Below are 22,018 nucleotides of genomic sequence, written 5' to 3' on the forward strand. Positions count from 1 at the left end.
ACCCCTCTCCCTCCTCCCTCCCTCCTCGCTCCTCCTTCGCCCAGGAGCGCCTCTGGTTCCTCCACCAGCTCCAGCCGGAGCTTCGCGCCTACAACATCCCCGAGGCCGTGGAGCTGCGCGGTCCGCTCGATGTGCCTGCACTCGATGGCGCGCTGCGGTTGCTCTTGGAGCGCCACCCGGTGCTGCGGACCACGCTCGTCGCGGAGGACGGACGACCGGTTCCTCGACGGGGCTCCATTCCCGTGGAGCTGCTCCAGGTCGAAGACCTTCCGGCGTTGGACGGTGACAGCCCCTTGCTCCACCAGCGGCTGCGCGAAGAAGCGACTCGCGCCATGTCACTGGAGCAGGGACCGCTCTATCGCTTCCGCCTGTTCCGCCTCGCGCCCGAGCATCATGTCCTCCTGCTCGTGCTGCACCACATCGTGGTCGATGGCCTGAGCATCGACATCCTCTTGCACGAGCTGTCCCAGGCCTACGCGGCCCTCGGTCAGCAGCGGATGCCCGCGCTGCCCCAGCTCCCGCTCGACTACGCTGACGTGGCGGCCTGGCAGCACTCAGCCCCTGTCCGGGAGCGCGAAGGCGCCCACCTCGAGTACTGGAAGCACCAGCTCGCCGGTGCTCCCGCTTTCCTATCCCTGCCCACCGACAAGCCCCGGCCCTCTGTCCTCGGAGACACAGGCGCGCTCAGTCGCTTCCACCGACTGTCCCCCGCGCTGGAGCAGGCGCTCACGAAGGTGTGTCGCGAGCACCAGGTCACGCCCTTCATGGTCCTCGGCGCGGCGCTCAGCGCGTTGCTGCATCGGCACTCGGGACAGGATGACGTGTCCGTGGGCACGCCGGTCTCCGGCCGTCCCCATCCCGCGCTCGAAGACCTCGTCGGCCTCTTCACCAACACCGTCGTCCTGCGCACGCGGTTCGCTCCGGGGACCACCTTCGCGGAGCTGCTGGCGAGCACGCGGACCACGGCCCTGGAAGCCTTCACGCACCAGGACGCGCCCTTCGAGCGAGTCGTCGAGGCCCTCCAGGTCGAGCGCAGCCTCGCGCACTCCCCGCTGTTCCAGGTGGGCTTCTTCTGGGAGCACGCGGAGAGCACGCTCGCCGACACCTTCCCCGGGCTCCAGGCCCGCCCCATCGTCGTCGACGGACTGAACACCCAGTCCGAGCTGGCCCTCACCGTCACGGAGAGCCCCCAGGGCCACGAGCTGTCCTTCCAGTACAGCACCGACCTCTTCGAGGCGCCCACCATCGAGCGCCTGCTGTCCCACTATGTCCACCTGCTCGAGGACGCACTCGGCGCTCCGAGCCAGCAGGTCGCCCACCTCTCGCTCCTCGATGTCGACGCACGCCGACAGGTGCTCCGCGACTTCAACGACACGCGGAGGGAGTACGATGCGAACGCGACGCTCGTCTCGCTCATCGAAGCCCAGGCGGAGCGCACTCCCGACCTGTGCGCGCTGACCTTCGAGGGACACCACGTCACGTACGGTGAATTGGAGGCACGGGCCAATCAGCTCGCGCGGCACCTCCAGTCACTCGGCGCGGGCCCCGAGGTCCTCGTCGGCGTGTTCCTGGAGCGCTCACTCGAGCTCGTCATCGCCCTGGTGGGCATCCTCAAGTCGGGCGCGGCGTACCTGCCACTGGACCCGGAGCTTCCTCGCGAGCGACTGGCCGGCATGCTCCAGGACGGCGCGGCTCCGGTCGTCATCACTCGTCAGGACCTCGTCAGCCACCTGCCGCAGCACGAAGGACACACGGTCCTCCTCGACGCGGAAACCCCGCGGCTCGCGAGCCTCCCGAGCACACGGGTCGAGAGCCGGCCGCACCCGGACTCGCTCGCGTACGTCATCTTCACCTCGGGAAGCACGGGCCGTCCCAAGGGCGCGATGAACGCGCACCGCGCGGTCGTCAATCGCCTGACGTGGATGCACCAGGTCCACGCGCTCGCCCCGGGTGACAGCGTCCTCCAGAAGACGCCGACCAGCTTCGACGTCTCGGTCTGGGAGCTGTTCTGGCCGCTCACCGTGGGCGCGCGGCTGGTGTTGGCGCGGCCGGGTGGACACCGCGAGCCCGCCTATCTCGCGCGACTGCTGGCCGCCGAGCGCATCACCATCGCGCACTTCGTTCCATCCATGCTGGGGGCCTTCCTCGAGGAGCCCTGGCAGGAGTCCTTCAAGGACCTGCGCGTGCTGGTGTGCAGCGGCGAGGCCCTCTCCGCGGACCTGGTCCAACGCGCCCACGAGCGGCTTCCCGCGACGGAAGTCCACAACCTCTACGGCCCCACCGAGGCCGCGGTGGACGTGACGCACTGGAGCTGCCGCCGAGGCGACACGCGCACGAGCGTGCCCATCGGTCGCCCGGTGGCGAATACCCACCTCCTCGTCCTCGACTCCTCGGGACGGCCCGTCCCCGTGGGTGTTCAGGGTGAGCTCTTCATCGGCGGCATCCAGGTGGGGCGCGGGTACTGGCGTCGTCCGGAGCTCACCGCCGAGCGCTTCATCCCGGACCCGTTCAGCGACCTGCCCGGCGCCAGCCTCTATCGCACGGGAGACCTGGCCCGCTGGCGCGGCGACGGCACGCTGGAGTACCTGGGCCGCACCGACTTCCAGGTGAAGGTGCGCGGGCAGCGCATCGAGCTGGAGGAGATTGAAGCCACGCTGCGGCGGCTGCCTTCCGTGCGTGACGCCGTTGTCCTGGCACGGGCAACGGCGCACAACGACGCGCGCCTCATCGCCTACGTCGTCGCGCGTGAGGGGCGAGCGGAAGAAGCCGCGACGTCGCGCGCGGCGCTCAAGACCCTGCTCCCCGAGGCCATGGTCCCCTCGGCCTTCGTCGTGCTGGACGCGCTGCCGCTGACGCCGTCAGGGAAGGTGGACCGGAGGGCGCTCACCGCGCTCCCGCTCCCGGAGACCGAGTCCACGAGAGGCGCCAGCGAAGCGCCACCAAAGGGACCGCTGGAGCAGCTGCTCGCGAGCTTCTTCTGCCAGGTGCTCGGCCTGGAGAGCGTCTCTCGCGACGCGGACTTCTTCGCGCTGGGCGGCCATTCGCTGAGCGCCACGCGGTTGGTGTCGCGAATCCGTCAGGCCCTGGGTCAGGAGCTGCCGCTCAAGGCCCTCTTCCTGGCACCCACGGTGGCGGGCGTCGCGCGGGCGCTCTCGGAGCTGGCTCCGGGGCAGTCCCTTCCGCTCCCCGAGCCCCTGCCTCGGAGCGCGGATGCGCCCACCCTGTCGTCGCTCTCGCAGGAGCGCATGTGGTTCCTCCAGCAGATCATGCCCGACTCCGCGTCCCTCGCCATTCCGGAGGCCACCGAGCTGCGTGGGCCGCTGGACGCCGAGGCCCTGGAGTCCGCGCTTGTCTTCATGCTCGAGCGCCACACCGCGCTGCGCTCCACGTTCATCGCCGCGGAGGGTGGGCCGCGGGTGAGCTTCCAGCCCGTACCGCCGCGAGTGCTCGACCGTGAGGACCTGTCGACGGTGGCTGGCGGTGACGAGGCCACGCGGCAGGTCCTCCTGTCCCGATTGAAGGAGGAGTCGGAGCGCCCCTTCCCTCTGGACACGGGGCCGATGTGCCGCTTCCACCTGTTCCACCTCGCGCCGGAGCATCACGTCCTGCTGCTGGTGTTCCACCACATCGTGGTGGACGGCCTGTCCATGGACATCGTGTTGCGCGAGCTGGCGGAGGCCTACGCGGCCTTCGTCGAGAACCGCACGCCGACACTCCGCCCCCTCGCGCTCGACTTCGCGGACGTCGCGGCCTGGCAGCGTTCGCCCGCCCTGGTCGCACGTCAGGACGTCCACCTGGAGTACTGGCGGCGCAAGCTGGAGGGAGCCTCCACCGTCTTGGAGCTGGCCACGGATGTGCCTCGGCACCCCGGGCGCAGTCACGAAGGCGGCTTCACGCGGCACCATCCCCTGCCAGAGCACCTCGCCGAGGCGCTGCGGACGCTGTGCCGCGAGCAGCAGGTCACCCCGTTCATCGCGCTGTACGCGGCCTTCGCCGCCCTGCTCCACCGGTACACCGGCCAGCTGGATTTGTGCGTGGGCACGCCCGTGTCCGGTCGGGTCCATCCGTCGGTGGAGCCCCTGGTCGGCCTGTTCATCAACACCGTGGCGCTGCGCACGGAGATCGCCCCCGAGGCGTCCTTCCTCACGCTGCTGAACCACGCGCGGACCACGGCGTTGGAGGCGTTCGCCCATCAGGAGGTTCCCTTCGAGCGAGTCGTGGATGCCCTCCAGGTGGAGCGCAGCCTCTCTCACGCGCCGCTCGTGCAGGCGATGTTCGAGCTGAACCCCAGTCCCCGTGTTCTCTCGGATGGCTTCCCGGGACTGAAGGCGAACCAGATTCGACTCGGCTCGGCGGCCAGCCTCTATGACGTGATGCTCACCGCCGAGGAGTTCCGCGACCGCTTCGGCTTCTACCTCGAGTATCCCACCGCGCTGTTCGAGGCCGAGAGCGCGGAGCGGATGGTGTCGAACTACGTGAGCCTGCTCGAGGCCGCGCTGCTCGCACCCTCGACTCCCGTGAGCCGACTGTCGCTCTTCACGGAGGAGGAGCGCCGGAAGGTGCTCGTCGACTTCAACGACTTCTCCCTCGCCCGGGACGCACACGACAACGTCGTCTCCCGCTTCGCCGCGCAGGTCTCACGCACGCCGGACGCGGAGGCCCTCTGCTACGAGGGCCAGACGCTCTCGTACCGGGAGCTGCATGCCCGCTCCACCCAGCTCGCCCGCTTCCTGAGGGAGCTCGGCGTGGGGCCCGAGGAGCGCGTCGCCCTCTGCCTGGAGCGCGGCCCCGAGCTCATCGTGTCCATTTTCGCCGTGCTGAAGGCCGGCGGAGCCTACGTGCCGCTGGACCCCGTGCATCCGCCAGAGCGGCTCACCCAGCTCCTCGTCGACTCGGGCGCGCGGGTCCTGGTGACGCGCGAGTCCCTGGGGCACGTCTTCTCCACCGTCCCCATCATGGCCGCGTACGTCGACACCGACGCGGCGGAGATCTCCCGCAAGCCGGTGGAGGACCTGCCACCGCTCGCGGCGGGGGACCAGCTCGCGTACGTCATCTTCACCTCGGGCTCGACAGGTCGCCCCAAGGGCGCGCTGCTGACACATCAGGGCCTGTGCAACACCGCCCTCGCGTTGCTCGACGCGCAAGGGCTCCGGCCCGGCCGGAGGGTCCTCCAGTTCGCCTCCGTGACCTTCGATGGCTCGGTCTGCGAGATCTTCTCCACGCTGCTCTCCGGCGCCACGTTGGTGCTGGCCCCCCGAGAGCGGCTGATGCCCGACCTGCCGCTGCGCACACTGATGCGAGAGCAGCGCATCACCGACTGCGCGCTCACGCCGACGGTCCTCGCCCAGCTCGAAGTCGAGGGACTGGAGCACCTCCAGCTCATCATCTCCTGCGGCGAGCCCCTATCAGTCGAGGTGGCCCAGCGCTGGGCCCCGGGCCGCGCGCTGCTCAACTCCTACGGCCCCACGGAAGTCACCGTGGCCGCCACCATCACGACCTTCCCCGGCCTCGGACAGCCGTCCGGCGCGGCGGCGGACATCACCCGCGTCACCGTGGGCAAGCCCCTGACCAACAACCGCCTCTATGTGCTCGACGCGCGCCTGGAGCCGAGTCCGATTGGCGTGCCGGGTGAGCTGTACGTCGGCAGCATCGGACTGGCGCGTGGCTACCTGGAGCGCCCGGACCTGACCGCCGAGCGCTTCATCCCGAATCCCTTCGCCACCACGCCCGGCGAGCGGCTCTACCGCACGGGAGACCGGGTGCGCTGGCTCGGGGACGGCCAGGTCGAATACCTGGGCCGACTGGACACCCAGCTCAAGATACGTGGCATGCGCGTGGAGCCCGGCGAAATCGAGGCCGTGCTCGCGCGCCACTCGGACGTGCGCGAGGTCGCCGTGGTGCCTCGCGACGACGCGGGCGGCGGCACGCGACTGGTGGCGTTCCTCGTATCCGCCAGCTCCGGCACCCTCGCCCTCGACGAGCTTCGCGCATGGCTGCGTCAGCGCCTGCCCGAGCACATGGTGCCCTCGGCCTTCATTCCCATTGACGCACTGCCCCTCACGACGTCGCGCAAGGTGGACCGCAAGGCGCTGTCACAGCGGGAGCTGCCTCGACAGGAGCTGTCCGCCCTGGGCGACGATGCGCCACGCGGCGCCACGGAGCTACAGGTGGCGAGCATGTTCCAGGACGCGCTGGGACTGGAGCAGCTCTCCCGACAGGGGAACTTCTTCGAGCACGGCGGACACTCGCTCTCGGCGACCCGACTCGTGGCGCGGCTGCGTCAGGCCTTCGGAGTCGAGCTGCCCCTGTCGGTGTTCTTCGCGAACCCCACCATCGCCTCGGTGGCGGCGTTCATCGACGCTGCGCCTCGCGCGATGCAGCAGGGCCCCACCGTCGTCATCCGGCCGGAGGTGCTGCCCCCGTCGCTCGTCCAGGAGCGGCTCTGGTACGCGCTCCAGCTTCCGCAGGCGCCTCCGTATGTCCTCACGCTCGGCCTGCTGCTGGAGGGCGCGCTGGACGCGGACCGGTTCGAGGAGTCCCTCGCGGCCGTGGTGGAGCGCAACGAGACACTGCGCTCCACGTTCTTCCAGCACGGCGATGCGCTGCGCGTCCGCGTCCTGCCTTCGCGCGCCACGGTCCTCACGCGCGTGGACCTCTCGCACCTGTCCGCCGCGCACGCCCTGGAAACCGCACGCGAGGCCGTGGTGCGACTGGACCGCGAGCACTTCGACCTGGAGCACGGCCCGCTGTATCGCTTCGAGCTGCTGAAGCTGGACGCGACGGGCACGCGCCACGCCGTGGTGATTGCCTTCAGCCACACCGTGAATGACGGCGTGGGCCTGGGCACCTTCGCTGAGGAGCTTGCGACCGCCTGGAACGCCGCGGTCCACGGGCGCACCGTGACGCTGGCTCCGCTGGCGCTCCAGTACACCGACTACGCCGTCTGGCAGCGGCAGCCCGAGCAGCTGCGGCGACTCGAAGAAGGACTCGCGTCGTGGAAGCAGGCCCTGGCGAATGCGCCGCCGCTGTTGGACCTTCCGCTGGACTTCCCGCGCCGCGCGCCCGCGCTCAACGACAACATGCGCGCCGTGGCGGTGTCCCTGTCGGTGGAGCACTCGGACACCATCCGCGCGCTCGCCCGGAGCGAAGGCGTCTCCTCCTTCAGCGTCCTGCTCGCGCTGACGCAGGCGTGGCTGCACCGGCTCAGCGGACAGGCCCACGTCGTCGTCGCCACGCCCTTCTCCGGCCGGGCCACACCCCAGGTGGAGAGGCTGCTGGGCTACTTCGCCAACGTGCTTCCGCTCTGCACGGACGTGTCGGGCGCGCCGTCGCTGCGGGCACTGCTCGGCCGCGTGCGCGACGTCGTGGCCCACGCCACCACGCACCAGGAAGTGCCCTTCAAGCGCATCGCGGACACGGTGCAGCCGGATGGAGACCGGGCCGCGCCCCGACTCGCGCAGGCGCTGCTCCAGGCGGAGCGTCCCGGACTGCCCGAGCTGGAGGGACTGTCCGTGGCGGAGCTGGACGTCGACGGCGTCATCCCCGCGTATGACGTGGTGGTGAGCGTCACCCTGGGCGATTCGGGCGCGCTGGCGGGCTTCGTCGCCCTGGACGGTGCCCTCTTCACGCCGGAGACAGGGGAGCGTTTCGCGCGCGCCTTCGAGCAGCTCGCCGCCTCCGCCCTGAGCGAGCCGGATGTGTCGCTGCCCCGACTGTCGATGCTGTCACCGGCCCAGCGCGCCGATGTGCTCGCCGCGCTGGCGGGCCCCTCGCAGGACATCGCGCCGGGCACCTGCATCCACACCCTCTTCGAGGCCCAGGTGCGCCGCACGCCGCACGCACCCGCCGTCGCGCACGGTGACGTTACGTGGAGTTATGCCCAGCTCAACGCTCGCGCCAACCTGCTGGCCTCTCGCCTGCTCGCGCGGGGACTGGTACCCGAGGAGCGCGTGGGCGTGGTGATGGAGCCCTCCACGCAGGCCATGGCGGTGCTGCTCGGCATCCTCAAGGCGGGCGGAGCCTACGTGCCGCTGGACGCGGACTGGCCGGAGCCTCGCAAGCGCGACGTGCTGGAACGCGCCGAGGTGCGCCGGCTGTGGGTGGATGAAAACGTGCTGGAGGCCCACGTGCCGCTCGTCGCGGATGTGGAGGTGGCGCCCCAGCCCGCGGCCGTGACGGATGACCTGGAGCCCGGGCCGCGTCGCGTCCTCGACTCGCAGACGGCGTACATCGTCTTCACCTCCGGCTCCACGGGCGAGCCCAAGGGCGTCATGGTGGAGCACCGCTCCGTGGTGAACCACAACGTCGCCATCGCCAAACGCTTCCGGCTGGTGGAGGGCGACCGGATGCTCCAGTTCGCGCCGCTCACCTTCGACGCCGCCGCCGAGGACCTGTACCCGCCCCTGGCCGTGGGTGGCACGGTGGTGATGCGCAGCGGGCTCGTCCCCGCGCACACGATGACGCCGTATCTGGAGGAGACGGGCATCACCATCATCAGCCTGCCGCCCACGTACATCGAGGAGTGGATTCGGCAGATGGAGGCGCTCGGCCAGCGCGTGCCCGCGCGATTGAAGCTGCTCGCTCCGGGTGGTGACGTCCTCAAGAAGGAGACCTTCGAGGCCTGGGTGCGCGTGGGCGGTGGACACGCGCCGTGGGTGAACGTCTACGGCCCCACCGAGTGCACGATTACCTCCGCCACCTGCGACATCCCCGGTGAGGAGGGCCTGGGCACGGCGGCCACGTTCCCCATTGGCCGGCCCATGCCGCGCGTGTGCTTCTACCTGCTGGACGAGCACCTGGAGCCGGTGCCTCCGGGCCTGCCCGGCCGCGTGTACATCGGCGGAGCGGCGCTGTCGCGCGGCTACCTGCTCGCGCCGCACCTCACCTCCGAGCGCTTCCTGCCGGACCCGTTCTCGTCCACGCCCGGCGCGCGCATGTACCACACGGGAGATTTGGCCCGGCTGCTGCCGGATGGACGCCTGCGCTTCCTCGGCCGCGCCGACCACCAGGTGAAGATTCGCGGCTTCCGCATCGAGCTGTCGGAGATTGAGAACTGCCTGCGACGCCAGCCCCAGGTGCAGGAGGCCGTCGTCGTCGCGCGCGTGTCCTCCGCGGGCACGACATCGCTGTGCGCCTACGTCCAGGCGCCCGGCGTCACGCGCTCCGACGTGTTCCGGCAGCACGTCGCCTCCCAGCTCCCCGGCTACATGGTGCCCGCCACCTTCGTGGTGATGGACGCGCTGCCCATCAACGCCAACGGCAAGGTGGACCGCAAGGCGCTGCCGGACCCTGACGTGCCGGTGGCTCCCGAGTCGTCCGAGCCCGCCTCAGAATCGAAGCTGGAGACGCCCTTCCGCACCACGCTGGAGATGGTGCTCCAACGACTGTGGAAGGAGGCGCTGGGGCGCGCCGACGTGCAGGCCAGCGACGACTTCTTCGCGCTGGGCGGAGACTCCATCCTGGCCATGCGCCTGTTGGCGCGACTGGAGGAGGAGCTGGGCCTGCCGCTGCCGCTGGCCACCCTCTTCCAGAGCCCCACCCTGGGCGAGTCCGCCGAGGCCATCCTCGCGCTCATGCGTGAAGGCCCCCGACGCACCAGCGCGGTGCGGCTGGCGAGTCCCCAAGTGCCGGAGGGCACGCCGCTCCTGTTCCTCTTCCACGCGGGCGACGGCGAGGTTCACCACTATCGGGACCTGGTGCCTCGGCTGGAGCCACACTTCCGCTGCTACGGCATCCAGGCCCCGGAGACGCTGGCGTCAGGCCACGGCCACGCGACGATGGAAGCACGCGTGGAGGCCTATACCCGAGACATCCGCGCCCTCCAGCCTCAGGGCCCCTACCGTCTGGTGGGCTTCTCCTACGGCGGCTATCCCGCCCTCGGTGTCGCCGCCGCGCTGGAGGCCCAGGGCGAGACGGTGGAGCTGCTTGGCATGGTGGACACCGCCACGTCCGAGGCCATCCAGGCCGTGGCGCCGTCCTCCAGCGAGGACCCGGTGCTCGTGCTGGCCAGCGAGTTCGGCGTGAGGGATGAGGCGCTGGAAGAGGAGCTGTCCACGATGCCCCGGCCCCAGCAGTGGGAGCACGTGGCCTTGCGCGCCCGCGAGCGCGGCACGGCGGCGCCGCACTTCCGGGGCAGCGACTTCGCTCGCATCTGGCGCGTGCTGGGCGAGGTGCTGACGCCTCAGGCCCGCGCGTGGAGCATCCCGCTGACTCGGGTGCGGCCGCGCCTGCTCACCAGCCGGGCCGTGCGTCAGCAGGTGGGTGACGCGTTCCTGGGTTGGACGCGCCACCTTCCCGCCGAGCACCTGGACGTCGTGGAGCTGGAGGGCGAACACGCCACGGTGCTTCACCCGCCAGAAGTGGACCTCCTGGCGGAGGGGCTCCTCAGCGGAAGCGGCCTTCCAACCAGGTCTTCGTGAAGATGTTGGGGCTGAGTGGCGCCAGCTCCACCTCGTCGTAACGCACGGTGAGCTGGGTGCCCTCGGCCTCTTCCACCTCGAGCACCTCGCGCATCAGGAACACCGGCCGGTTGTCCGCGGCCGGGTCCTTGATTTTCTGGTAGCCGCGAATGATGTCGGTGCGCAGGGTGCGGCCCGAGGGCGCGTAGCCCACGCGCTTGACGATGTTGAAGTCGGGGTCCACCCAGATGCGCAGCTGCGGGAAGGACGCCTCCATGCCCGGCCGCACCTTGAGGAACAGCTTGCGGAACTTCGTGCCCGCCGCCTCCTCCTCGCCCTCGTCCTGCACCTCGTAGGTCTCCAGCAGGTGCGAGCGGTCGAAGTCCTCTTCACAGGAGATGGTGTTGACGATGTTGCCGCGCGACGTGGTGCGCTGCCAGTGGCCCACGGACGGGTCGTACTCCCACAGGTTGCGGCCGATGCGCAGGTAGCCGCCACCCGCCATGTTGCGCGGCTTGGTGATGTAGATGAGCAGGTCCCGCGAGGAGTCGCGGCGGAACACCAGCATCTCCAGGAGCGCCTCCGAGCCGTCCTTGCGCTTCTCGCGCAGGCGCACCGTGCTCTTGAAGTCGCTCTTGAGCGCCATGCGCTCGTCCACGCGACGAATCACGTCCTCCGCGGACAGGGCGGCCTTCGTCTCCGGCGGTTTCGGAGCCTTCTCCTCGGCCCCGGCCAGGGGGGCGAGCACGACGGCGAGCAGGACGGCGAGACGGCGGACGGACGTCGGCATCACAGGGCCTCCATGGCGGACCGCGGGGTCAGCGAAGCGGCACGCGCCGCGGGAACGATGGTGGCAAGCCCCGCGCCGATGGTGACGAGCACCACCGACAGCAGGCCCAGGCCCAGGCTGGGCGCCAGGGGCAGCGTGCCACTGAAGAACAGGTTGGAAATCTCACCCTGCAACGGCACCGCGCCGCGCAGCGCCACGCACAGGCCCGAGGCCAGCACGGCGCCCAGCGTCGAGCCCACCAGCCCCAAGAGCAGCCCCTCCATGAGGAACAGGGCCACCAGGCTCCGGCGATGCATGCCCATGGCGCGCAGCGTGCCAATCTCCCGCGTGCGCTCCCGCACCGCGACGCTGAGCGCGACGAACAGGCCAATCACCACCAGCACCAGCACCACCGCGCTCACCAGCACCGCCAGCGCGGCCAGGCCCAGCGTGACGAAGGACAGGAAGGAGGACTCGTCCTCCCACGTGCTGACGTCCAGCCGCTGTCCGCGCCAGCCCTCGCGCAAGAGGGGCATCTGCTTCTCCGCGTAGGACTCGTTCGTGGCGGGGAGCACGTCGAAGCCCGCGCCGCGCAGCGACTCGCGCAGCGTGTCCCCCAGCGCGTCCACGTCCACCGGCGTGTCACCGCACACCAACTGCAACACACCCGCGGAGCCCGGCTTGTAGCCGTCCAGTTCGCGCAGCGTGTCGTTGGAGACGAGCAGGCCCGCGGACTCGCCCAAGAGGCCCGCCTTCTCGGTGATGGCCACCACCTCCACGTCCAGCGCGTTGCGGCGACCGCCGCCCACCGGCTGCGCGAAGAGGGTGGCGATGTCGCCTGGCTTGACCTGGAGGCGCTCGGCCAGCGTGGTGGAGATGGCCAGGGTGCGCGGCCGGGCCAGCGACTCCAGGCTGCCGGACGCCACCCGGAAGCGCTCCAGCGCCCCGCGCTCTCCCACGACGTCCATGCCCACCAGGAAGGAGCCCGTGCGGCGACGGCCCGCGCCCGCCAGCGCGAAGCTGCGGCCACGCTCGCGCACCGAGCAGCCCTCCGGGACGCTCTTCGCCAGTACGCCTCGCACCTTCGCCGCGTCGCCCACCACCGGGGCGATGGAGTCCGGGTGCACCTTGAAGAAGCCGCCGACATTCAGGTCGCCACTGATGAACGTGGTGATGGCCTCGCGCTGGGCCGCGGCCACTCCCGCTGACAGCGACGACACGGAGACGATGACGCCGCTGGCCGCGGCGGCGATGCCCAGCAGCAAGAGCGCCCGCTCCCGGTGGGCGAAGAGGTTGCGCAGGGCGAGTTGGATGAGGGAGAGCATGGGTCAGTCCTCCCTCTTGCGCATCGCCACGGCGGGAGGCACCGAGCTGCCGCGCCACGCGGGCACCAGGGACGCCACCACCACCACGCCCACCACGCCCAGCCACACCGCCGCGCCCTGCCCCAGGGACAGCCGGGGCATCAGCACCGGGCCGCCCATGAAGAACTGGAGGGACTCGTCCGTGACGCCGATGCCGTCTCCCATCGTCCCGAACAGCAGCGCCGCGGCGATGGCCAGGCCCACGCCCGCGCCCAGCCCGCCCAGCAGCAACCCCTCGGTCAACAACGAGCCGAAGACGTCGCTCCGCTGCATTCCCACCGCGCGCATCGTCCCCACCTCACCCACGCGCTCCTGCGCGAGGAGCAGCAGCGTGCCGGCGGAGACCAGCACGACGAACAGACACAACATGACGGAGAAGCCGAGCAGCACCACTCGCGTCAGGCCCACCACCTCGCTGACGAAGCCGCCCGCCGCCTCCCAGTCCACCGTCGTCAGCGGCACCGACGCGCTCGTCGCCCGCTGGACGACGTCCATGGCCACCGCCTCCGGGTTCGCCTCTGGCGTCACCACCACGGCCGCCTGGAGCACGCTGCCTCCGCGCAGCTCCGTCGCGGAGAACGTCTCCGGCCACGCGCGGGCGCGAGGGAAGTCGGGCACCTCCGACGAGGGCTTCTCCGGCGTCTCGACCTCCACCACGGTGGCCGGCTTGAGCAGGTCCACCTCCGACTCCGGCAGGAAGTCCAGGCCAAGCGACTGGGCGTCGCGCTTCGCCTCCTCCATCAGCTCCGGCGACAGGCGGCCCGACAGGTAGCGCGCGCTCACCAGGTCCATGAGGCTGAGCGTGTTGACGCGGCTGGAGTCTCCGCCGAGCCCCCGGAAGCGGTACGTGCCCCAAATCTTGAGCGGCACACCATTGACGAGTGAGTCCAGGCCCTTGAGCACCACGGTGTCCCCGGGCTTCACGCGGTACAGCGGCAACAGCGGCGCCAGCTCCGCGTAGAAGAGCTGGTGACGCGTGGCGAAGTTGGCGTCATCGAGTTGCAGGAACTCGCGCCACAGGGCCTCCGCCTCGCCAGGGTGTCCCAGCACGCGGGTGAGCACCGCGCGCGCGGCATCCGAGCGCTCCGCGTCCACGCGGGCCAGCAGGTCCGGCAGCTCCGCCGACGCGCGGTCCACCAGTGTGCGCAGCCGTTCGTCCTCCGCGAGCAACGCGCCCCGGTCCAGCTCCCGCTTCAGCTCATCCAGCCGCGCGGCGACCGGCAGCTTGAAGCGCTGCTCGTACAGGCCGTGCCCCAGGAGCAGGCCCCGGTGTCCCGGGGGTGGCAGCGTGCCCGTCACCAGCTCGAAGCGGGGGAAGGCGCGGACGAACTGATTCAAATCGCTGCCCAGGTACTCGATGTCGATGGACTCGCCCTCGCCCACCTGCCGCGCGACGTGGTTCTCCAGGTACTCGAGCGCGGCGAGCGGCTGGGCGCCAAAGCGCTCCCAGAACGCGGGCGTCGTCGCCTCCTCCAACGCCGCGCGGTCCATGCGCGCCTCGTCGGCGGTGAGGAAGGCCTCCGCCTGCCGGTCCGCGTCACGCGCCACGTCCCGCAGCGTGCGTTGCAGATCCGCCGCCAGCCTCGCCAGCCGCGCGTCGCGCTCCGGCGAGGGGGGCTGACGCGCCACGGCACGCGCGGTGGAGAGCTTGTCGTCCAGGTAGTTGCCCCGGAACGTGGCGCCCATGCCCACTTCCAGCGGCACGACGTCACTCACCCCGGGCGTCTCGCGCACACGGGCCTCGGTGGCGGGATAGTCCGGCAGGGGCACCAGCACGGGTGCGCCCGTGGGCCCCGTCACCACCACGGCGGACTCGGTGGACTGGGAGTTGTAGACGAGGAAGTGGCCCGCGCCACTCTCGATGACACTGCGCTGGGTCCCCTCGGAGATGCCCGCCACCATCGCGAACCCCAGGGTGAGCAGCAGCGCGGAGCCGAGCGCCAGCAGGGCCACCACCCAGCTCCGAGGTCGGGCCACGACGCTCTGGAGCGCGAACGACAGCAACGTCACTGGAGACTCCTCGCGATGCGGACCCTGCACACTCGCCCCGGCGGGGCGGGCGGCGTCCTCGACCGGACGTGGAGGCCGGACGATAGAGAACCCCTTCGAGCGATACAAGCCACACGCCCTGGATGGTTGCGCGACGCGAGAAGGACAGACCAAGCTGCACGCCGCCTCCTCCCTCTCCCGAGACAGCGCATGACGGCCTCCCCCAGCCCCTCCCTCGCGCAGTCACTCCATTTCTGGGCGCGCAATGCCGCCAACGAGTCCGCGCTCCTGCGAGCCTCCCTGCGCCTGGGCCTCTTCGACGCACTTCCGGTGCAGGGCAGCTCCACTCCGTGTTCCGTCGAAGCGCTCGCTACCGCGACGGGGACCTCCGCCCGAGGACTGAGGGCCCTGCTCGAGCTGCTGGTGTGTCTGGGTTACGTCTCCCAGGATGACTCGCGGCGCTTCGCCCTGACGCAAGGCGCGGCGGCGTTCCTGCGCGACAGCGCCTTCCTCCAGCGGCTCGAGGCCGAGCAGGAGTGGGGGGGCCCGGTGGCCCTGCTCGACGAGGCGGTGAAACACGGCGAGCCCGTGCAGCACGCGGGAAGGCGCTGGGACGTGCTCGGACACTTGCGCGCGCTGTTCCTGGAGGCCTCGGCGCCCGCTTCCAGCACGGAGGCGGAGGACTTCTTCGACCGCTTCGCCCGGAGCGGCGCGCGCACGCAGGTGCTCATCACCTCCGGGCGGCTGGGCCTGCTGGAGCTGCTCGCGTCGGCGCCGCGCACGTTGCCGGAGCTGGGCGCGGCCACCTACCTGAGTACGGGCGGGCTGCGCGTCGTGGTGGAGGTGCTGGAGAAGCTGGGCCTCGCGACGCGGGAGGGCGAGGCCTTCGGGTTGAGCGCGGAGGCGCGGAGGCTGCTGGACGGCAAGGCGCTGGCGTACATGGTGCGCTCGCTGAGCGTGTCCGCGCAGTACACGGAGGCGCTGGAGCGACTGGACGAGACGGTGCGCGAGGAGCGCTTCATCCTGGACCTGAAGGACCCGGAGGTGAGCCGGCGCTTCTACGCGGACAACTCCAATCAGATTACGGCGGTCTTCGCGTCGCACTTCCAGCTCAGTCGCAAGGCGGCCACCACGCTCTCGAAAGCGCACCCGCTGGAGGGCGCGGCGGTGCTGGACATCGGCACCGGCTCCGGCGTGTGGGGCGCGGCCTTCGCGCGCGCGACGCCGACGACCCACGTCACCTACTTCGACCAGGCGGTGGTGCTCGAGCAGGTGCGCGCAAACCTGGAGCGGCTCCAGGTGGCGGACCGGGCGCGCTTCTGGCCCGGGGACTTGTTCACCCACGACTTCGGGGAGGCCGCCTTCGACGTCATCATCCTCCCCCAGGTGCTCAACGTCCTGCGGCCGGAGAGCCTGCCCGGCCTGTTCGCGCGCGTGGCCCGGGCCCTCAAGCCCGACGGCGTGCTGCTCATCGCCGAGTACGTGCTCAACGAGCGCCGTGACGGCCCCCTGGACCACCTGTACTTCGGCCTGCGTCGGTTCATGACCAACGAGGGCGACCTGCTGTCCGCCTCCGAGTACGCGCGGCTGCTGGAGGTGGTGGGCCTGTCCTCTTCCGTCTGCATCCCCCTGCCCACGCAGGAGATGATTTTCGCCGCGCGCCCCGGGGTGAACCTTCCCACGCGGCTGGCGGACTGAGCACGCACCGCGTCACGGGCCTTCCACCCAGGGCCTGTCCCCGTGGGAATCCGGGCCGCTCGCTTGCTCGTGGCGCGGCACCCCGACTAGCGTCGCTCCTCCCTCGCGTTCGAGTCAGACCCCTGAAAGGTCCCGATGCGCGCCGTGCCGAAGGTGGACAGTCCAGGCTCCGTGGCCTTGCCCGAAATGGGCGAGCGCGGCGCGTCCATCGCCACGAAGCTGCGCGGTCGGTTCGCCCGGCGGGTCGCCTCGCTGGGCTACCACTCGCACTCGTTGCCGGCGGGCGTGGGACACCTCCTCTTGCACGTGGGCCTGGCGGCAGCCGCGGCCCTGGGCACGGCGCGGTTGATGGCGGACCACCCCTTGGCGGGCTGGGTGCTCTACCCGCTGGTGGCCTTCTTCATCGGCACGCGCTTCCGAGCGCTGGGCAACATGCTGCATGAGGCCTGTCACGGCATGTTCGTGCGCGGCAAGCGCCGCAACCGCGTCTTCGGCCACCTGCTGGCCGTCATCGACCTGACAGCGCTGGAGCCGTACACGCGCGAGCACTTCACGCACCACCTGCACCTGGGTGACGCACAGAAGGATTTGGACTTCGCTTCCCGGCGCCGCTTCGGCTTCGCGGAGGCGGACCGGCCGTTCGTGAAGGACCATCTGCTGCGGCCCCTGTCGCTGATGCACCTGCCCGCCTTCCTGCGGCCCGTGTTCTTCCACCGCACGGACCCGTGGGCGGTGACACTCACCCGGTGGGCCTTCCTCGCGGGGCTGGTGGCGCTGGCGCAGTGGGGCATCGGCTGGAAGGCGTTCGCCCTCTTCTACGCGCTGCCGTACCTGGTGCCGTATCAGGTCATCCGCTACTGGTCGGACGCGGTGGACCACGCGGGCGTCATCGGCTCGCCGGACGAGTTCCACCGCTCCCGCAACCACGTCTTCGCGTGGGGCTGGCTCAACCGGGTGCTGTTCCCCCGGCATGACCAGTACCACCTGACGCACCATCTGTTCCCCGCCGTGCCCACCGCGTTCCAGGGCCGCGTGCACCAGATGCTGATGGAGGACGCGGACTACTCCGCCCGCGACCACTCCTTCGCCGCGCTGCTGCGGTAGCGCTACCGGGCCGTCGCCCGCTCAATCACCTCGAGCGCCTCCGCGAAGTGCGCCGGCGCCGCGCCCAAACCCAGCCGGAAGCCGTGCCCCCGCTCCAGGGGATGCGCGCCGTGGGGCTCGCCAACCTCCATGGCGCTCAGCGGCAGCACGAACACGCCCGCGGCCGCCAGGGCCTCCAGCCGGGCAGAAAACGCCGCCGGCTCCATGGCGTCCCGCACGCCGATGCAGGTGACGAGGCCGCCCTGCGGCGCGGTGCCGTACACGCCCCGCGAGCGCTCCAGGAACGCGGCCAGCGTGCGCCGGTTCTGGAGCCAGTCCTCCCGCGCGCGATGCAGCGCGGGGCTGTGCAGGTCCTTGAGGACTTCGTACGAAATCCACTCCGTCACCGGGTTCACCGTGTGCGTCGTGTAGTTCTTCTCGTTCTGCATCAGCGCCAGCATCTTCGTGTCGCCCACGCACCAGCCGATGCGCAGCCCCGGACACCCCAGGCACTTGATGAACGAGCCCGTGACGAACGAGCGCGTGCCCGGCCGCCAGACGGTGGGCCCCAGCACCGCGTCCTCCGAGGACAAGAAGCGGTAGTGCTCGTCGCCCACCACCGTGGCGCCATGGGCTTCGGCCCACGCCGTCACCGCGCCCAGCAGGTCCGCGTCCAGCACCAGGCCGCTCGGGTTGTGGGGCGTGTTGATGATGACGGCGTCCGGGCGCTCGCGCTCCAGGCACTCCAGCCACTCGGCCGCGTCGATGGACGGCTGGCCCTGGGCATTCCAACGCACGGGCAGCTTCACCCACTGCGCGCCCTGCTGCATGGGCAGCTCATAGAGGAGCTGGAACGCGGGCCACGCCAGCGCCACCTTGCGCGGACGGAGCTGACGGAACAGCAACAGCAGCGCCTCGCTGGTGCCGGTGGTGATGAGCACGTTGTCCCGCGTGGCACCCGGGTGCATGGCGGCCACCAAATCCCGCAGGTCCGCGCGCCCCCAGTTCGGACTGTCGCGCAGGAGCGTGGATAGGAAGACCTCCGACGCCTGGGCGGCACTCACCCCCGAGCCCGTCAAGAGCTCGCCCACCGTGACGGGACGGCCTCCGGACTCTCCCAGGTTGTAGCGCGCGGTGAACCGCGAGCCCTCCAGGTAGTCCTCCATGAAGAATGAACGCAGCGGTTCCATCTCGACTCCGGAAGTGAAGACTCAGGCGGCCGTCACGGCGGCGCTGGGGACCACGGGCCAGGCGACATCACCGCGATGGGCGACGACGACTTGCTGGATGGGCATGTCGAAGCCTCGCGCGGACGACAGTCCCACGGGCGTCAGGAGCGCGCGGAACTCCGGCAGGGACAACACGTCGCCCTCGTTGGACACGTAGCGCCGCAGCGAGAAGTAGAGCGCGTCGAGCGGCCCATCCCGCCGGTCCGTGAGCAGGTAGCCCGAGATGAGCAGCAGCCCTCCGGGCCGCAGCGCCCGCGCGAGCTTCGCGAAGAAGCCCGGCAGGGCCTCGGGCGGCAGCGCGGGGATGATTTGCGGCAGGAGGATGACGTCGTATTCCGCCTCGCCGTAGTCCACCGTGAGGCAGTCGCCCTCCCACAGCCGAGAGCGAGCCTCCAGCTTCAGCTTCGTCAGGTGCGGGCGCACCGCGTCCAGCACGTGGGGCGAGTCCAGGTACGTCACATGCGTCGTGGGCGCCGCCAGCCCGAAGGCCGCGCCCCACACGCCGGAGCCCGTGCCCACGTCCAGCACCCGCGCGCCCGCGAGCGAGCGCATGGAACCCACCAGCTCCGCCGCCTTGCGACTCAGCCGCAGATGCGAGGCGAAGATGCTGGAGATGCGCGACGCGTTCTCCTGGTAGATGCGGCGCGCCGTCTCGGGCTGCCTCAAGTCCAACCGGAAGCGATGCTCACGCACCGCCTCGTCCAGGTGCCCGAAGGCCTCCCAGTAGGCCATGGTCGCCGGCAGCGCGCGCTGGAAGTACGGCAGGCTCGTCGCATCCAGCATCCGCGCCGCGGACTCCGTGAAGCCCCAGCGGCCGTCCTCTTCGCGCGTGACGTCCAGCGTGGCCAGCACGCCCAGCAGCACACCCAGCCCCTCCGGATGCGCGCCCAGCTCGGCCGCCAGCGTGGCCTTCGGCGCGGATGACTCCACCAGGCGCGCCAGCAGGCCCAGCTCGGCCGCCGTCACCAGTGCCTGGGTGCGCGCGAAGTTGCGCGCGAAGCGGTCATGAAAGTCCTCCGCCTCCGGGCCGGGCGCGGGCGGCAAGGGCTCCAGGAACAGCGCGCGGTACCAGCCGAGCAGGTCGCGCCCATCCACCGGGCCACCCGTGCGCACCGCCTCCGGCAGCTTCGCCACCACATGCCACCAAGCGAGGACGTTCCGCAGCCGCGCGGTGAAGGCGTCCTGCGCGAGGAACGCCGCGGTGGCATCCGCGAGCGAGTAGCCCCGCACCTCCTCCAGCCGCACGAAGCCCAGGCCCACCAGGGGCTCGATGACGGCGCGCACTCCGCGCGCGTTCGCTCCCAGCTGTCGAGCCAGGGCCTCCAGCGACACGGGCACCGCGCCGGGTCCCCGGGGAAGCTTGTCGAGCAACCCGAGCGAGAATGCGGCCTGGAGCGCCGCGGACTCGTTGCTCGCGTCACGGGCGAGGAAGTTGAGCTGCTGGACGAAGGCGGGCGACACGGCGGGCTTCGACATGGACTCTCCTTCAGACCCAGCGGAACCAGCGCAGCGCGGCCACCATCGGAAGCACCGTCCAGGCGGCGAGCACCGCCATGGGCATGCCCAGCGTCATCAGCGACGTGCCTTCCAGCATGATGGAGCGCAGCGAGTCATTGAGCGCCGTCAACGGCAGCGCGCGGATGAGCGGCTGCATCCAGCCGGGGAAGTTCTCCGACGCGAAGAAGACGCCGGACAGGAACATCATCGGCATGGAGACGAGGTTGACGAGGCCGCCCACCGACTCCTCGTTGCGCGCGCGGATGGACACCAGCAGCGCCAGCGAGGCGAAGCACATGGCCCCCAGCAGCCCCACGCCCAGGAGCGCGAAGTAGCTGCCGAACATGGGCACGCCGAAGAGCCAGCGAGCGAAGGCGCAGAAGAAGGCGACCTCCAGCACCGCGAAGACCGTGCGCCCCAAGAGGAAGGCGAGGAAGAAGTGCGAGCGGGACATGGGCGTGCCCGCCAGGCGCTTGAGCAGCTTGCCGCCGCGCATCGACACCAGCGGCACCGCCAGCGCCCACAGGCTGGAGGACATCAACGACATGCCGAGCAGCCCGGGGATGAGGAAGTCGATGTAGCGATTGCCCGGCTCCGACACCGGCGTCGTCTTCACCGCCTCCAGTCGAGGTGCGTCCGGAGCCCGCGCCAGGGCCTGGGACACCAGCAGCCGCGCGGTGCGTCCCTCGGGCTGGCTGGGGTCCACCAGCGCCTCGGGACTCAAGTCACCGGGCACGAGCACCAGCGACACCCGCCCTCGGGCGAGCATGCGCCGCGCCTCGGCGGCGTCCAGCACCTGGGCCTCCAGCTCCGGTGTCCCCTCCAACCGGGCGAGCAGCGCCGGGGCCCCCGGCCCGTCGGTGACAGCCACGCGCACGGGCGACAGCGACTCGTTGCGGAAGGCCAGCCCCAGCACCAGCGTGGTGACGATGGGGAAGATGAACGTCCAGAAGAACACCTCGGGCTGGCGCCACAGCACCCGCAGCCGCATCAGCACCAGTTGTCCCAGCGAGCCCATCACGCCGCCTTCTCCTCGGTGCCCTCGCGAAGCGAGCGCCCCGTCAATCCGATGAACACGTCATCCAGCGTGGACCTGCGCGTGGACAGGTGCCGCAGCCGGGCGCCCGACAGCTCCACCTCGCGCAGCACCGAGGGCAGCGCCACATGCAGCTCCTTCACCCGCAGGGAGAGCCGGTCCGCGTGGAGCTGCGCCGAGACGACCGCCGGCAGCGGGCGCAGCCGCTCCAGGTCCAACGCGGGGTCCGCCTCCAGCTCGATGACCTGATCGGCCCCCAGCGAGGCGATGATTTCCCCGGGCGTCCCGCGCGTCATGACCCGGCCCTTGTCGATGATGACCAGCCTGTCACAGAGGACCTCGGCCTCGTCCATGTAGTGCGTGGTCAGCACCACCGTGCGGCCTCGCGCCTTGAGCGCCACCACCACGTCCCACAGCGCCCGGCGCGACTGTGGGTCCAACCCCGTCGTCGGCTCGTCCAGGAAGAACAGGTCGGGGTCTCCCGCCAGGCCCAGCGCCAGGGCCAGCCGCTGCCGCTGCCCGCCTGACAGCTTGCCCACCCGCGCCCCGCGCTTCTCGCCGAGCTGCACCATTCCAATGAGCTCCTCGACGGGGAGCGGGCGCGGATAGAAGGAGGCGAACATCTTCACCGTCTCCTCCACCGTGAGGTGTTCCACCAGCCGAGTCTCCTGGAGCGTCAGGCCGATGCGCTGGCGCAACTGCGTGGCGGAGCGCTTCCAGTCCAGGCCGAGCAGGCGCACGTGACCGGAGGTGGGCTCCTGGAGTCCCTCGAGGATTTCGACGGTGGTCGTCTTGCCGGCGCCGTTGGGGCCGAGCAGACCCACGCACTCGCCCCGGCGGATGTCGAGGTCGATGCCATCCACGGCGACGACGTCACCGAAGCGCTTGACCAGTCCCTTCACCTCGATGGCGAGTTCGTCTGGGGATGTCATAGGGGGGTGGCGGCAGTATGGCCC

10 protein-coding genes are annotated in these 22,018 nt (G+C 70.8%); 3 read left to right on the forward strand and 7 right to left on the reverse strand.

Going from position 1 to position 22,018, the window contains the following annotated elements; translation table 11 throughout:
• The coding region (locus HR086_RS28090) for a non-ribosomal peptide synthetase (RefSeq protein WP_174467153.1) at positions 1-10,418 on the forward strand (10,418 nt) is incomplete at its 5' end.
• Here the strand turns inward: HR086_RS28090 and HR086_RS28095 are convergent.
• Genes HR086_RS28095 through HR086_RS28105 form a run of 3 tightly spaced genes read right to left on the reverse strand, consistent with a single transcriptional unit; the run spans position 10,384 to position 14,540 of the window.
• Positions 10,384-11,187 (reverse strand): outer membrane lipoprotein-sorting protein, encoded by an 804-nt coding sequence (locus tag HR086_RS28095; protein ID WP_174462789.1) that lies wholly within the window; start codon positions 11,185-11,187, stop codon positions 10,384-10,386. The genes HR086_RS28090 and HR086_RS28095 overlap by 35 nt on opposite strands.
• Positions 11,187-12,491: an ABC transporter permease gene (locus HR086_RS28100; RefSeq protein ID WP_174456474.1), complete on the reverse strand. Its 1,305-nt coding sequence runs from the start codon at positions 12,489-12,491 to the stop codon at positions 11,187-11,189. Before HR086_RS28100 ends, HR086_RS28095 begins: the two co-directional genes overlap by 1 nt.
• Before the next feature lie 3 nt (positions 12,492-12,494).
• Positions 12,495-14,540 carry an FtsX-like permease family protein gene (locus HR086_RS28105; RefSeq protein WP_174467154.1) on the reverse strand — a complete coding sequence of 682 codons (2,046 nt, stop codon included), beginning with the start codon at positions 14,538-14,540 and terminating at the stop codon, positions 12,495-12,497.
• A gap of 189 nt (positions 14,541-14,729) precedes the next feature.
• Between HR086_RS28105 and HR086_RS28110 the strand changes: the two genes are divergently transcribed.
• Together HR086_RS28110 and HR086_RS28115 are read left to right on the forward strand one after the other, a co-directional pair.
• Positions 14,730-16,217: a class I SAM-dependent methyltransferase gene (locus tag HR086_RS28110; RefSeq protein ID WP_174467155.1), complete on the forward strand. Its 1,488-nt coding sequence runs from the start codon at positions 14,730-14,732 to the stop codon at positions 16,215-16,217.
• Between the two features lie 171 nt (positions 16,218-16,388).
• Positions 16,389-17,321 carry a fatty acid desaturase gene (locus tag HR086_RS28115; RefSeq protein ID WP_373564366.1) on the forward strand — a complete coding sequence of 311 codons (933 nt, stop codon included), beginning with the start codon at positions 16,389-16,391 and terminating at the stop codon, positions 17,319-17,321.
• Between the two features lie 2 nt (positions 17,322-17,323).
• Here HR086_RS28115 and HR086_RS28120 read toward each other — a convergent pair whose 3' ends face one another.
• From HR086_RS28120 to HR086_RS28135, 4 genes are all read right to left on the reverse strand, one after another.
• On the reverse strand, positions 17,324-18,490 hold the full coding sequence (locus tag HR086_RS28120; protein WP_141641571.1) for a pyridoxal phosphate-dependent aminotransferase: 1,167 nt from the start codon (positions 18,488-18,490) through the stop codon (positions 17,324-17,326).
• A 21-nt stretch (positions 18,491-18,511) separates the two neighbouring features.
• Positions 18,512-20,005 carry a class I SAM-dependent methyltransferase gene (locus HR086_RS28125; protein ID WP_174467157.1) on the reverse strand — a complete coding sequence of 498 codons (1,494 nt, stop codon included), beginning with the start codon at positions 20,003-20,005 and terminating at the stop codon, positions 18,512-18,514.
• A gap of 10 nt (positions 20,006-20,015) precedes the next feature.
• On the reverse strand, positions 20,016-21,044 hold the full coding sequence (locus HR086_RS28130; protein ID WP_141641634.1) for an ABC transporter permease: 1,029 nt from the start codon (positions 21,042-21,044) through the stop codon (positions 20,016-20,018).
• Positions 21,044-22,018: ABC transporter ATP-binding protein (locus tag HR086_RS28135; RefSeq protein WP_305794096.1), on the reverse strand; the 975-nt coding region annotated here is incomplete at its 5' end. The genes HR086_RS28135 and HR086_RS28130, both read right to left, overlap by 1 nt.

It is taken from the genome of Myxococcus sp. CA039A (assembly GCF_013336645.1).
Lineage (GTDB): Bacteria > Myxococcota > Myxococcia > Myxococcales > Myxococcaceae > Myxococcus > Myxococcus llanfairpwllgwyngyllgogerychwyrndrobwllllantysiliogogogochensis.